The organism is Dulcicalothrix desertica PCC 7102 (genome assembly GCF_003991905.1).
GTDB classification, from domain to species: Bacteria; Cyanobacteriota; Cyanobacteriia; order Cyanobacteriales; family Nostocaceae; genus Dulcicalothrix; species Dulcicalothrix desertica.
This window is the reverse complement of the sequence record NZ_RSCL01000016.1, coordinates 165,500-179,331: the sequence shown is the minus strand read 5'-3', so window position 1 is coordinate 179,331 and position 13,832 is coordinate 165,500. Positions and strand designations below refer to the sequence as shown.

Genomic DNA, 13,832 nt, shown 5'->3' with positions numbered 1-13,832 from the left:
TTATTGGCATTGGTTTTGCATTATTTGCAACAATATTAATGATTACTAATTAATTAAAAAATATCAGCCGGGTCAGCCGCATTTAGTTTTTTAACAGCTATGACACCGGAAATATAACACATAATAATTGTTAAAACTAATACTATGACGGCACGAGAAAAATTCATAAACACAGGTAGCAAAGTTGCTTCGCGTGCTTTTTGATATAAAAATAGAGTTACAAATAGTCCAGGGAAGTAACCTAGAACAGCTAAAAGTAAAGATTCTTGTAAAATTACTCTGAGTAAATATTTATGCGTGTAACCAATCGCTTTTAGTGTTGCGTACTCAGATAAATGGTCATTAACCTCAGTATAAAGAATCTGATAAACAATCACGATTCCTACTATAAAGCCCATAATGGCGCCGAGTGTAAAGATAAAGCCAATAGCTGTATTACTTGCCCAATAATTGCGCTCAAAGTCAATATACTGTTGTTTTGTCATGACATTGACTTCTTGGGTTAGATACTTTCTTAATTTTTGAGCAAAAGCATTGGCATCGGCGCCGGGTTTTAATTTAATTAATCCAACTTCGATTAAACCTTGTTGATGATTGTTAAAAATCCTTAAGAAATTAATATCACTAGTAATAATATTTCCATCTGCACCAAACGAGGCGCCTAACGTAAATAACCCAACAACTCGGATACGTCGTAATCTGACTTCTGCTGTAACAGTTTCACCCGCATCAAATTTTTGAGCAATGGGTCCAAATTCTGAGCGTGACGCACGGTCATATAAAATTACATCAGGTAAATTTAGTTTATCAAGATTTTCAGCAACCCCAGGAATATCAAATATATTCGATTGCGGATTAGTGCCCATGACAAATATATTACGAGGGAAACCAGTTACAGGATTTCTAAAACTGGTAAAATCTAAATAAATAGGATGAACCGATTCGACTTCTTTAAAATTTAAAGCTTGATATAAACGACGCTGCGAAAAGTTTTTCATCGAGATTAAAGAACTCGATTGATTACTAATTAATACAACATCTCCCTGTAAGCTGGCGTGAAAGCGAACGTTACTATAATACAAAGAGTCCTGAAAACCAAGCTGCATAAATATTAAAATGTCCGCAAACGCAATTCCCGCAAGTGCTATCAAAAGACGAGTTCGCTCACGAGTAAGTTGTAACCAAGCTAAAGGGATTTTACGCAACATTTTGACTCTTTAAATTCCAATTTCAACAAGAACTTTTGCGAATGTTAGACCAGATACTCGTTCGCTATCTTCACGGGGTAAGGAAATTTTGACTTCAACAACTCTAGCGTCAATATCTGCTGCTGGGTCTGTGTTGAGTACGTCTCTTTTACCAACTTTTCGACCAATTTCAGTCACAGTACCTTGTAGCTGTCCGTTGAAGGCGCCGTTCTCGCTACTAATTGTTGCTTTTTGTCCGAGTCGAACTTTACCAATATTGTCTTCTGGTATTTCAGCTACAACTAACATTTCATCAGTACGTCCAATTTCTGCTATCCCGTTTGAAGTCATAACTTCTCCGGGTTTGGTGTGAATTTTGAGAATTTCTCCAGAAATAGGCGCCTTGACGTAGCTTTGACTAAGTTCGTTTTCGGCTCTGCGCTGATTGGCAATTGCACTACTGACTTGAGCTTGAGCAATTTGAACGTTACTTGGAGCGACATCGCGGAGTTTGCCAAATCTAGACCTTTCTTCTTCGATTTGCTTTTGTAAGGTCGCAATAGTCTTATCGCGATTCACTCTTGCTTCGGTAATTTGCTGTTGTAATGTTGCAATTGTCTTTACCTGATTTGCACGCGCTTCAGCTAGTTGCTGTTGTAAAGTCGCAATCGCTTGACGACGTTGTGCTTGACTTTCAGTAACTTGTGAAGAACTTGTTTGTGCAGCTAATCTTCTTCTGTCGCGTTCCTGTGCTGATATGGCGCCTTCGCGGAATAAAGTGTCATATCGTTCAAAATCAACTTCAGCGTTACGCTGTTCAGCTTGAGTACGTGCGACAGTAGCAGTTAAACTATCTGTTTGCCCACGTAATTCTGCTGCAATTCTATCTACAGTTGCTTGAGTAGCTATACGTTCTCCTTGCAACTGCGCTTGTAAACGGTTAACAGCAGCTTGTTGAGCTTCACTTTCTCCTCGTAACTGAGCTTGCAAACGATTGATTACCGCATTTTGCGCTTGCAGTTCTCTAGGTGAACCTGATTTTACACTTCCTAAATTGGCACGAGTTTCAAGTAGCTTTGCTTTGGCTTCTTCTAAGGCAGCTTGGTTACTCTTAAAGTTATCCAAAACAGCAAGTACTTGGTCTTTTTTGACTCTTTCTCCCTCCCTGACTAAAATTTGCTCTACTCGAGTTGAGGTTTGTATTCCAGAAGTAGGAGCAGATACTCTAATCACTTCACCGCGCGGTTCCAAGCGTCCTACAGCATTAACGCTGTTAGCAACTGGTCTGTTAATAGGCGCCGGGTTGTTAAGGCTTTGAAGCTGCTGCCATTTTGCAACTGTTAACACCCCTGCTGTAAGTAGTAAAGGCACAATTACAGCAAGTCCCCATGTATACTCCCGTCGTTCTCTAGGTCTTTCTGTCCCTGACTCTTCTGTCCATCTTGACATGATTAGCTCTTTTAGTAATTGGTAGTTAATATGAGGTGTAAAGAGGTTTTGAAATTATTTATATTGTTTACTTACTTATGGAATTATTTTGATTGAGCAATGTTTATTTTCAGTTAAATATTAATTAATAGCTGTACATTAAGAGACAAATAGCATAATAATAACTTACCTTTGTAATGATTTATTTTTAATTTTAATCATCTCTCAAAAGAGAATATGCTCATTGCTAACCTTATGATATAATTGACATAGTTATTGAATAATAGATTGAATAAAATCAAATTGTAATAAACCGAGTTTCTTCGTTGTTGCCTGGTAATAAAAACAACAATAATTGCGTAGAAACCCAGTTTCTTTATGTAGAGCTAACTGTTGTTTGCTATTATATATCTATTATCAAGATTTCGATTGATTTTATTCGTTTTATTTAAAGATTGGATAAATATTGATTTTAATGTAAAATATATCGCTGTTTTGATTAAATTGACTTTCTGAAAACACCTAATAACAATTAATACAATAATAATGTTGCAAATAAAACAGAAACCAGAAACCGGGTTTCTTTATCCAAAATCTTGTAAAAAAATGAAGATTTTGCGTAGAAACCCGGTTTCTTAGAGGTTTCTATGTTTTAATTTGGTAAGTCAAACAGAACCGTAGTCATATAATGGTCGGCCCAATCAGAACCAAAAGCTTTTTCCAACACTCGACGGGTTTTATCGTTTCGCTGTTGCTTAGTACAATAATTACGCTGTCCAGCTAGAATTTGTGTTACTTGCTCTGGTGGAACAGGTTTAGAGTTGACGGCCAAGTGACAGTGTATGTTCAAAAAGTCTCGAACAAGCGATACAAATTTTTCCTCTTCTCCGTCATCAGAGGGACGTACAAAAGTGCAAAACTCAGAAAATATATCGCCCCATTGGGGTAACTCGCGCGGGTTTGAAAAGTTTGGAGGTTCGAGTGATGATAGTGCTTTATTGTACGCTTCTGGTAAAGTGCGTGAATTAACTGGTGACAAGTCTACAATTGCAGCGCTGATTTGTCCTCTACCACCAACTAAGTCACAACCAAACATTGGTAAATTATACTCAGGGCGAGGAAACATCACGCAATGTAAAATGTCAAGCATGTTTCCTACACGCGCTAGTTCCAGATGAATTTTCCGAAACTGAGGTGTTTGATAGCAGCGATTTTCAATCACCAATTTCTCACCCTCTAGTTTACCTTCAACATATCCTAGCTCTGGGGGCAAAGTATAAGGCGATAAATCGAGCTTATATTGCCAAACCTCTTCGATACAATTAGCTAATTGACGAATAAGTGGGTGTTGTTGCTCACGCACTGAGGGCATAGAAGTCCTTGACATATCTTAATTTAATTAAAGAATATTATCTATTTGCCAGTGTACTGCCCCACGTGTACCACTGGAGTAAGGGTGTTAACTAGCTGCAACGCAACGTAAAGTTATGTTTATTAATCAAATGGATTGCTTGGGCGCCTGACTATGGCGAATTTGTATTGTTTGTTTGGTAAATTAAATCACCCGTCCGTTTGGTGGGGCGGGTTTTGGGGCGGGTTTTGGGGCGGGTTTAGTTATATTTTGATGTTAGTAGAAGATTTTGGTTAACCCGCCCCTACGACTGGCAACGGGTGTTTGGTTTTGGCTTGTAAGGCGATGGGGTCGATGGATTTTAATTCTCCGTGGCTGATATTCCAGCAATAATCTGCTATTTCTAGCATGTCACCTGCATCGTGTGTGACTACTAATAGTGTCCAGTGCTGTTTTAATTTGGCAAGTAGGTTTACTAACTGGCGCCGCATTGACCAATCTAAACCAGCGGTAGGTTCGTCTAATAATAATATATGTGGCTGGCGAATTAATTGTACTGCTAGTGCTAGGCGCCTTTGTTGACCTCCACTTAAAGCATGTGGTTTGGTCGATAACGATAAATGGTCTAGTCCAACTGAGACAAGTGCTTCTCTAACTCTTTCGGTACCTATCTCTGGATGTCCTAACCGCAATTCCTCTAAAATTGTCCCACCACAAAAGTGACGTTCTGGAAACTGAAATACTAATCCAGCTAGTTGCTGCATCTGTTCTGGGACAAGTTCTTGTTCGCGCCAAAACATTTTGCCAGAGGTTGGTTCGGCGAGTCCAGATAAAATTTCGAGCATTGTACTTTTACCAGAACCGCTTGGCCCGATAATTAGACCGAGCTTTTGAGATTCTAGGTCTAGGTTAACAGATTTGAGAATTGGGTCTGGGCAAGCCGTGGGATGATAGGTCAGGTTTCTGAGATAGAGCATTTGTTAAGATTACCAAAAAAAGGCAGCAACTTACTTATTAACTACACTACGAACAACGATAAAGTTCCGAAAGATTCCCCTGATTAGTGGAAAAATTCTTATATCAGTTACATCTCTATTGTGGCAAACTTAGCATGTTTATAATAGCTACTTTCATAACGGGAACCTTAAAAAATCTCCATTGTCAGCTACCGTAGGAGCAACGAACGCAACCTGTGCGCTGGCAATAGGGGATAGTTATTGCGATTATAAGTAACACATAAGACAGCTACAATAGTATAATCACTGAGGAAGTTTATGGACAAACGGTTTTGTTATCCATCAATCCACACTTTTAATTTAACAAAACTCGCAAGTGCAGGATTGGCGGTATTTGTTACACTTAGCAGCACATTAGGCGCCAATGCTTTGGATCCATTCCGAACGACTCAACCGCGTAACATTGGCGACAACACAGAAGCCGCATTTAAAGCTATTTTTTTACAGGGAGATTATCAAGCTGCCGACCGTTTTTTGCAAAAAGCAATAGCCACAGAGCCTTCGGAACCCCTTGCGTATGCTATGAAAGCTTCATTGGCGTATACAAATAATGATATTGCTGGGCTTGATACTTACAGTCAGAAAACCTTGGAAACTGCTCAAAAGTTAATTTCTACCGATGCACTACGTGGTAATTTATACGCAGCAGTTGGAGAGTTTTTGGGAGGAGCAGTTATTTTAACTCGTCAGGGAACAGTGAATGGGGCGCCTGCTGCTTTGAGTAGACTACGAAAAGTGTATGATCTTTTAGATAAAGCAGAAAAAATATCACCGCAAGACCCAGAGTTGAATTTATTGAAGGGTTACATGGACTTGATGTTAGCCGTCAACTTACCATTTGCCGACCCATCCCAAGCTATCCAGCGTTTAGAAAAAAATGCAGCTCCTCAATATCTGGCAGATAGAGGTATTGCCATTGCTTACCGCGACTTAAAGCAGTACGATAAAGGGCTTCAATATGCCGACAGAGCATTAAAGGGTACACCAGATAATCCAGAAGTACAATATTTGAAGGCACAGATTTTACGCGCGAAAGCCAATAAAGACAAAAACCCAACCATGATGCGCGAAGCTGTAAGCATGTTCGATAAAGCTTTAACCAGAAAATCTCAGCTTCCGTCTGGGTTGGTCAAGCAAATTGAACGCGAACGACGTAACGCCGATAGTAGTGTAGCTAATTTAGGGAAATAGGATAAGCAAGGTAAGGAAGGAAGTATATTATATTGTGACTCTCTTCTTTCCCCCTTCCTTTTATGCTTGTACAGTTCCGTGAGGTTAACCCTTTCGATATTTGGATTTGGTTTAAATTTAGTACCGTACCATCACAACGCGAGAAAGAATTTGTTGAAGAAGCTTTTAGTTCTTGGTTTTATTTAGGTAAATTAGGCGCCTTCAACGCTGAGAATCTTCAAGTTCAGGACACTGGTTTAGAACTGAGCTATATGAGCTATGACCAAGACGCTTACGATAAAAGCTTGAAAGCGCTCATGCATAACATGGGTGAATTTGAGTACGAAGGACAATGGGGACGCTGTTGGTTTGATTTAGGTACTAGTGATGCTATTGCACTAGATGTTATTATCAACGCCCTTGCCCAAATCAGTGAAGAATACGTAGTTATTGAAGAATTATACATCGGTGGAGAAAATTCAGATTGGCCAGTCGAAGACAGCGAAAGCCGCCCTTCTTTCATATATGATAATTAACTTATATTTTGGTATCTCAAAACAATGTATAAAGAAGGTGAAATAAGACTCATCGCTCTCGGTTTAATCCGCAACGGCGCCAATCAAGTATTTGTTTCCGAAGGCTATGACCCTGTAAAACAAAATACATTTTATCGTGCAATGGGTGGAGGCGTTGACTTTGGCGAAACTAGTTTAGAGGCATTAAAGCGCGAATTTCAAGAAGAAATTCAAGCCGAATTACAAAATATTCGTTACCTCGGATGTTTAGAAAATCTATTTACCTTCAACGGTAAACCAGGTCATGAAATTATCCAGCTATACGAATGTGATTTTGTTGACCCCAAATATTACGAGCTTCAACGTCAAGAATTTACCGAAGGAGAACGTAAAAAAGTAGCTGTCTGGGTTGATATTAATCGCTGTAAATCAGGAGAATTAAGACTAGTACCCGAACAATTCTTAGATTTTGTGTAACCTCTTGTAGCACAGGCATCCTGCCTGTGCAGTCAATATACTTTTTTTACCACAGAGGCACAGAGTTCACAGAGAGGAAAGGAACTTATCGGTCTAAATAGTCATCATTTACACCTATAATTCCTTAATAATAACTACTCATGTCGAATCGCTTACATAAGCTACAACTATTTAAACCAATATTAATACTCTTATCTGTATTTCCCATATTTTCTAGCTTTGGATGCGCGCACGCTACCACAACAAATACAATAATTGCCCAAACACCAACCAAACCAGCACCACAAGAAATTCTCCAAATGGGAGAAGTACGCGCGTTACCCGGCAAACTTAATACAGTTCCCGTCTTCAACAGTAACAGTCCCGAATGGATAAAAAAAGAAGGAATATTACTCTCCACATTCCCCAATACTGGTAAAACAACCCCAGCAGCACACCTTAACTATCCATTTCAAGGACGCTTTGATTTATTCGCGCATCACTACACTCACACCCCCAAAGACTTACAAACGCTGTATATCGGGGTAATATTACACAACCCTAGCAGCAAACCAGTAACCGTTAATGTACTACAAGCAGCAAGTTACTTAATGCAAGAGGCGCCGTTTGTAACTCTACCTCCATATATTGAAAACAACGACGGCAAAACTTATTCAGGCCCAGGCGCCAGAGCAGTTGCAGATGTATTGCGTGGAGTTCGGCAAAAAGAATTTCCGGCAAAAATAGTAATTCCACCACGTTCATATCGAATGTTAATGAATGGTTCTATACCAGTGCGTGGACTAGAAAGACCAGTAAATGGACGCTCTAGCTTTATGCGTTTACAAAGCAGTGGCAAAATATACGCCGCTAGCATGGCAATGTTTGCTCGTAAAAATAATGATGGCAGTGAACGGGCGCCGAATCTTACAGAATGGCAAAATTTATTAAACACCGGAAACTTTGCAGGGCCACGTGACAAAATTCCAACACCTCCGGATGCAACAGGTGGACAACTAATATATGGACGTGTAGCAGGAGTATCACAAGGTTCACAATGGCAAGCAACACTCACTGATAAAAACTCCACACTCCTCAAAATACCCCAACCAGGAAAAAGCATTTCTTATGGTTTAGTGACATTGCGAGGAGGTCGTTTAGGTACCGAACAAAACCAAACAGCAAAAATGTTAGTGCGTTACCCAGACACTGCATACGAAGCACACGGTAACTATGGAATTGAATATAATTTAAACTTGCCATTACACAACAACACCAATAAAGCACAAACAATAGGTATCACCTTAGAAACACCATTAAAAGAAGACAAACTTTCTCAAGGTAACTTACGCTTCCGCAAACCCTCGTTAGATTTTCCATTCTTTAGAGGAACAGTTCGAGTCAAATATACCGATGACCAAGGCAAACAACTAACTCGCTACGTACACCTCTGGCACCGAACCGCGCAAATTATAGAACCATTGGTAAAAATAACAATTGCGAAAAATAGTAGGCGCCAAGTCCAAGTAGACTTAATTTATCCACCAGACTCCACACCACCTCATGTTTTGACAGTGAAAGCATATTAAATTTTATGGAGGGACGGGCAAGGATGCCCATCCCACAAGAGTTTTATTTATAACTATATACATTCTTAAAAGTGTAAAATTGTCATTAGTAGCGTAGCAAAGAATCTAAAGTCTTCTAGTAAAAGTAAGAATAATAATTGTCATTCTGAACGTAGTGAAGAATCTAAAATCTCATTGTATATTAAGATGTTTCGCTGCGTTCAACATGACACTTGAAGAAACGTTTAGAATATTCGATTATATATTCAACAGCTTATTATATAATTTATTTGTAATAATGCATCAATATCTTCTGGTATAGATTATGAGCTTTTGTAGTCAATAGAGGCAGTAATCATGATTTGGACATATAGGGTTTTCCGTGATAATCAGGGACGTTACTCCATTCGCGAAGTATTCTATAATAGAGACAACAAAATTGTAAACTATAGTAAAGCTCCAGTAGTTATAGTCGGCGCCTCTTTTCAAGAACTAATGCAGTTAGTTCAATGGTTTAGAGAAGCATTCGACTTGCCCGTTTTATCACTCGAAGAAGTTGATAATGAAATTGCAACACAGCCTGAAAACCAAAAATCAGACCATAGTAAAAATATTTCTTTAAGACAAGTCATTGCCGAATTATCTACAGATGTCGATGCAGTTAGCTAACAAAGGTCTAAACACACAAGTTTTATTGTTAGCGTAAGTACTAACTTTCGATACACTGGAGCATTTTCAGGAGCTTGCAAATCCAGAAAGTGAGGTAGAAGCTATTTTGCGAGCTAAATTGAAGCAAGTTGAGTAAGATGTACCTGTCCTACGATTATTTATCCAGGCACCATCACATTTAATAAAGTATTACTCACTACCTTAGATGGTAAGATTGGCTAGCCGCACCCTACTTTATATTTATATGTACGTAAGTGCGTTACTTCTCGTTTATTTTTAGCTTGTGGATGACTTAACTTTGCCTAAATTGCCAGAAATGACTGATATTTGGCAGCAGACCCTTGGTTGGCAACCTGACGCTCAACAACAATCACTGTTTCAGCAGTTGTATGAATTAATTGTTATCGGTAATAAACAACTTAACCTTACCCGTATTACTGACCCACAAGAATTTTGGGAAAAACATTTATGGGATTCTTTACGGGGAATTAAACAGTTTTTAGGAGCAAATAAGAAGTTAGCTGTAATTGATATAGGTACAGGCGCCGGATTTCCTGGTATTCCTACTGCAATGACAGTAGCCAATTGTACAGTTGATTTACTTGACTCAACGCAAAAAAAGATTACTTTTCTTGAAAAAACCTCAGCAGAATTAAACCTGGGTAACGTTAAAACAATTGTCGGTAGAGCAGAAGAAATAGGTCAACTACGAACTTATCGTGAAAAGTATAATGTTGCTTTAATTCGGGCAGTTGCTACTGCGACAGTTTGCGCTGAGTATGCTTTGCCTTTGCTTAAACAAAATGGCTTGGCTGTTATTTATCGTGGAACCTGGGCGCCTTCTGAAAACCTTGCTTTAGAAAATGCAGTTGAAGAACTTGGTGGTGTAATTGACAACATAGAAGAATTTACAACGCCATTAACAAATAGCATTCGCCACTGTATTTATTTACGAAAAGTCTCACAAACACCCGCAAAATATCCGCGTGCGGTAGGTGTGCCAACACAGCGACCACTTTGAACGAGCAGCCAGGTTAACTGCTGTATAGAGCTATTAATACCTTGAACATCATCGAATATCCCATGTGTGGCTAGGTGGACGAAACGCACGCTGGGTAATTTTTTTGTAACTAAAGTGTATCGAATATGCTGTGCTATTTCCAACTCAGTTCGCCTGATGATAGAAACAGGAGAAAAATGGGCACAATAAGTAGGCAAATGTAACTTAACGCTCATAAATGCTCAAAAATACTAAATTATACCCTCAAATGCCCCAAATTGGCATTGGCGAATAAAGCATTGATGAAGTTGCAACTACTATTCGGAGTAACTAATAATGTATGACTTGCAAAATTTTACTTTAAGAAATATGTCTGAGTGTGGTTTGGCAATACGCAATTTAGGCATTCAAACTCAGAGTATGGAAGAAGTTAGTAATAAAATTATTAATTATTTATATCAAAATCTAGTTTCTCAAAATACTGGCGAGAAATCTTGTGTACTTATCCGTTTATTTAAAACCCATCCTTATGCAGAGTTACCAGGGCAATTACAGGAATATGCCAGCAAAATACTAAATCATAATCTGCCAAGTTCCAATCTTAAATGCCTGACATTACTTAGCACCGCTGGGGAATTGCCAGAATGGAACTTGCGGCATCAATCGCTAGGACACCAAGCTATTCCTTTAGCCAATGAAGAAGCGATTACTCGCATCCCAATGATTTCTCAGCTCATCCAGCAATTAGGAATAAGCCCAGGCATAATATTGCACAGGGACGCTAATTTATTAACTAATTTAGAACAGCGAATGTACAATGTTTTTTATATTCAGGATGCCTTGAATAATCCTTACATTCCTGGCCAAAGTTTTGTTATTAAATTTGGGATCAAGTCTGTAGTAGGTTTTGGAGGGCTATTGCCTTCAGGAAATATGTTTGTCATTCTAATGTTTTTGAGAGTGACGATTCCTCGAATAACGGCGGATTTACTGCGTCCGCTGGCATTAAATGTGAAAATGGCACTTCTTCCTTTCGATGATGGCAAAATTTTCATATCCCACAATCAGCCAACTATCAGTGACAAAATCACAAAGACAAACAACAAAGATGAGATTATTCAGCGTCTTAACTCAAAAATTGCCACATTATCCCAGTTACTAGATGTTTCCGAGCAATCTACCATAACTCAGTCAGATTATCTGGAACAAGCCATTACCGATCTGCAAGAAACTCTGAATAAGCTTCAGCAAACTCAAATTCAGCTAATTCATACAGAAAAAATGTCGAGTTTGGGTCAACTAGTGGCTGGAGTTGCCCACGAAATTAACAATCCAGTAAATTTTATTCACGGTAATATTACATACGCTAAGGAATATACTCAATATTTAATTGAATTAATCCAAGTTTACCAAAAATATTATCCAAATCCCTCACAAGAAATTCAAAAATTAATTAAAATAATTGAATTAGACTACCTTACTCAAGACTTCCCCAAAATTCTCAATTCTATGATGCTGGGGACAGAAAGAATTCGTGATATTGTCCAGTCACTGCGAAATTTTTCTCGCCTTGATGAAGCTAAAATAAAAAAAGTAGATATTCACGAAGGTATTGAAAGTACTTTAATGATTTTAGAACACCGCTTACAAGCCACTAATAAACATCCCGAAATACAAGTTATTAAAGAGTACGGCAAATTACCTTTAGTTGATTGTTATGTTGGTCAATTAAATCAAGTATTTATGAATCTTATCGCCAATGCAATCGAAGCTCTGGAAGAAAGCTTTGATGTGACTAAAGACGTAAACTATACTGATAAAAATTCAAATCATCCTACTATTTATATCTTTACCAAAGTTGTTGATGAAAAATGGATAGCAATAACTATTGCAGATAATGGATTGGGAATTAGTGAGGAGGTAAAATCAAAGTTATTCAATCCATTTTTTACCACCAAACCTATAGGAAAAGGAACAGGCTTGGGTCTGTCAATTAGCTATCAAATTATAGTAGAAACCCATCGCGGAACTTTAAATGTTGATTCTGGTTTGGGAAGAGGTGCAAAGTTCATGATTCAAATTCCTGTGAACTTCCTTGATAGTTAGGTTCTTTCGTACATAGCGTGCTAAATTTTCATTAAAATCTACAAGATGGACGTAAATTGGTTGCTTAAAATGCTGCAACAATGCTTATTCCTAAGCAAATAACTAATTAAGTAATACGAAGTGGCGCCTGTTAAATATAGTCCTCACCATAAGCTACATAACAGGCACCAAACTTTAGTATTGAATTGCAGAACACGCACACTTAGTAAATAGAGAAGATACAGTTCTCGATAGATTTAAGGTGCCTGATATTTATGTAATAGCAAGCGATAAGTCTTATGTACATCTATGATAGTAGATATTAGATGACACCTTAAATTCGCTTTTATTTAGCAGCGATGGATTGACCAGCTTTGCTAAATATTTCTTGAAGATTTGTTACAGAAGCAGTGTAGCTACCACCAGGTCCAGCGAAGGTTTGTTGACCTACAGCCAAGTTCTTTTGTGAGAAGCTGTTACCTGCATCTGATGTAAATCCGCCGATATCACCCAAGCTAATAGCCAAGCCACCTGCAACGGTATCAAGCTCATCGATAGATAGTTCAATTGCATTGGTGTTAATTTCGTTAGTCATTGTTTTGTCTCCGTTATATTGTGTTTATTGCGGTGTTGTTCCGCTGCTATGTGTACATAATAGGAATTTCGGTTGGTTAAATACATCGTAAGAAAGTTTGGATTGTAGCTGATAATTTCTCCAACTATTTATGGTCATACTAAAGGAGGAGAAGGCGCCTGTATAAAGTAAAAATGTGAATGAATATAGTCCTTTTAGGCTGATCAAATTCAGGACAACGGCGCAAGCAAGATTCAGCTAAAAAGTTTTTGCGTAAATATGCGGATTACGTATACATTTTTTGATGAATATATTAAAACAGCAGTATTAATCTTCTACTTACGATAGTATTTATATGAAGAAAACGAAATATGCCAAAAAAATCGAAATCAAAAAGATAATATCTGGATTTTTTTTACTACTATTGCTTCATTTAGCTAGTTTAATTTTAATATTTTTGATTGGTACTATAACCAGAAATAATTATAATTTATCTTTAATTATTCAAGTGTACCCAATATACTTGTTTCCACTTTGGCAACTTACATATGTTGTTCCACTTTGTATTTGGTTGAAAAATAAAGATAAGGCTTCTGTAATGAAAGGTGTAATTATAGCTGCTATTATTACTTTTTTAATTTATTTATTAGGATGCTTTTTATTATTATTTGCCCTCACCTAAAGCTTTGTTCTTTGAGCAGAGTACCTAATGATTGTGTATCTTCCTGTTTCGCTTGTCGAATCATTAATTAATTTTTTGTTAGGTATAAAAATGTGGGATTACTCTTATATTCTTGTGGGATGGGCATCCTT

13 protein-coding genes are annotated in these 13,832 nt (G+C 37.9%); 8 read left to right on the top strand and 5 right to left on the bottom strand.

The window, feature by feature from the left end:
• Positions 1–53: 53 nt before the first annotated feature.
• The 4 genes from devC to DSM106972_RS30550 all read right to left on the bottom strand — a co-directional run bounded on the left by devC (position 54) and on the right by DSM106972_RS30550 (position 4,943).
• A complete protein-coding gene (gene devC / locus DSM106972_RS30565) occupies positions 54–1,208 on the bottom strand; it encodes an ABC transporter permease DevC (protein ID WP_127084216.1) in 1,155 nt (384 codons plus the stop codon).
• A gap of 9 nt (positions 1,209–1,217) precedes the next feature.
• Positions 1,218–2,636, bottom strand: coding sequence for an HlyD family efflux transporter periplasmic adaptor subunit (locus DSM106972_RS30560; protein ID WP_127084215.1), 1,419 nt, complete (start codon positions 2,634–2,636; stop codon positions 1,218–1,220).
• Positions 2,637–3,267: 631 nt separating this feature from the next.
• Entirely contained in the window at positions 3,268–4,002 is a 735-nt protein-coding gene (locus DSM106972_RS30555; RefSeq protein WP_127084214.1) for a phycocyanobilin:ferredoxin oxidoreductase, read from the bottom strand.
• 257 nt (positions 4,003–4,259) lie between these two features.
• Positions 4,260–4,943 carry an ABC transporter ATP-binding protein gene (locus DSM106972_RS30550; RefSeq protein ID WP_127084213.1) on the bottom strand — a complete coding sequence of 228 codons (684 nt, stop codon included), beginning with the start codon at positions 4,941–4,943 and terminating at the stop codon, positions 4,260–4,262.
• A gap of 297 nt (positions 4,944–5,240) precedes the next feature.
• Between DSM106972_RS30550 and DSM106972_RS30545 the strand changes: the two genes are divergently transcribed.
• From DSM106972_RS30545 to DSM106972_RS30510, 7 genes are all read left to right on the top strand, one after another.
• On the top strand, positions 5,241–6,173 hold the full coding sequence (locus DSM106972_RS30545; protein WP_127084212.1) for a Sll0314/Alr1548 family TPR repeat-containing protein: 933 nt from the start codon (positions 5,241–5,243) through the stop codon (positions 6,171–6,173).
• 62 nt (positions 6,174–6,235) lie between these two features.
• Complete coding sequence (locus DSM106972_RS30540; RefSeq protein ID WP_127084211.1) at positions 6,236–6,688, top strand: DUF3531 family protein; 453 nt, start codon at positions 6,236–6,238, stop codon at positions 6,686–6,688.
• Positions 6,689–6,712: 24 nt separating this feature from the next.
• Entirely contained in the window at positions 6,713–7,144 is a 432-nt protein-coding gene (locus DSM106972_RS30535; protein ID WP_127084210.1) for an NUDIX hydrolase, read from the top strand.
• A 140-nt stretch (positions 7,145–7,284) separates the two neighbouring features.
• Positions 7,285–8,712 carry a DUF3370 domain-containing protein gene (locus DSM106972_RS30530; RefSeq protein ID WP_127084209.1) on the top strand — a complete coding sequence of 476 codons (1,428 nt, stop codon included), beginning with the start codon at positions 7,285–7,287 and terminating at the stop codon, positions 8,710–8,712.
• 336 nt (positions 8,713–9,048) lie between these two features.
• Complete coding sequence (locus DSM106972_RS30525; protein ID WP_127084208.1) at positions 9,049–9,360, top strand: hypothetical protein; 312 nt, start codon at positions 9,049–9,051, stop codon at positions 9,358–9,360.
• A 283-nt stretch (positions 9,361–9,643) separates the two neighbouring features.
• A complete protein-coding gene (gene rsmG, locus DSM106972_RS30520; protein ID WP_170213612.1) occupies positions 9,644–10,381 on the top strand; it encodes a 16S rRNA (guanine(527)-N(7))-methyltransferase RsmG in 738 nt (245 codons plus the stop codon).
• Positions 10,382–10,696: 315 nt separating this feature from the next.
• Positions 10,697–12,466 (top strand): sensor histidine kinase, encoded by a 1,770-nt coding sequence (locus DSM106972_RS30510; protein WP_127084206.1) that lies wholly within the window; start codon positions 10,697–10,699, stop codon positions 12,464–12,466.
• Positions 12,467–12,791: 325 nt separating this feature from the next.
• Here the strand turns inward: DSM106972_RS30510 and DSM106972_RS30505 are convergent, their stop codons facing one another.
• Positions 12,792–13,040 carry a CTB family bacteriocin gene (locus tag DSM106972_RS30505; RefSeq protein WP_127084205.1) on the bottom strand — a complete coding sequence of 83 codons (249 nt, stop codon included), beginning with the start codon at positions 13,038–13,040 and terminating at the stop codon, positions 12,792–12,794.
• A gap of 334 nt (positions 13,041–13,374) precedes the next feature.
• Here DSM106972_RS30505 and DSM106972_RS30500 point away from each other — a divergent pair, with 334 nt between their 5' ends.
• The gene (locus DSM106972_RS30500) at positions 13,375–13,701 is read left to right on the top strand and encodes a hypothetical protein (RefSeq protein ID WP_127084204.1); all 327 of its coding nucleotides are present in this window, start codon (positions 13,375–13,377) and stop codon (positions 13,699–13,701) included.
• Positions 13,702–13,832 lie beyond the last annotated feature (131 nt).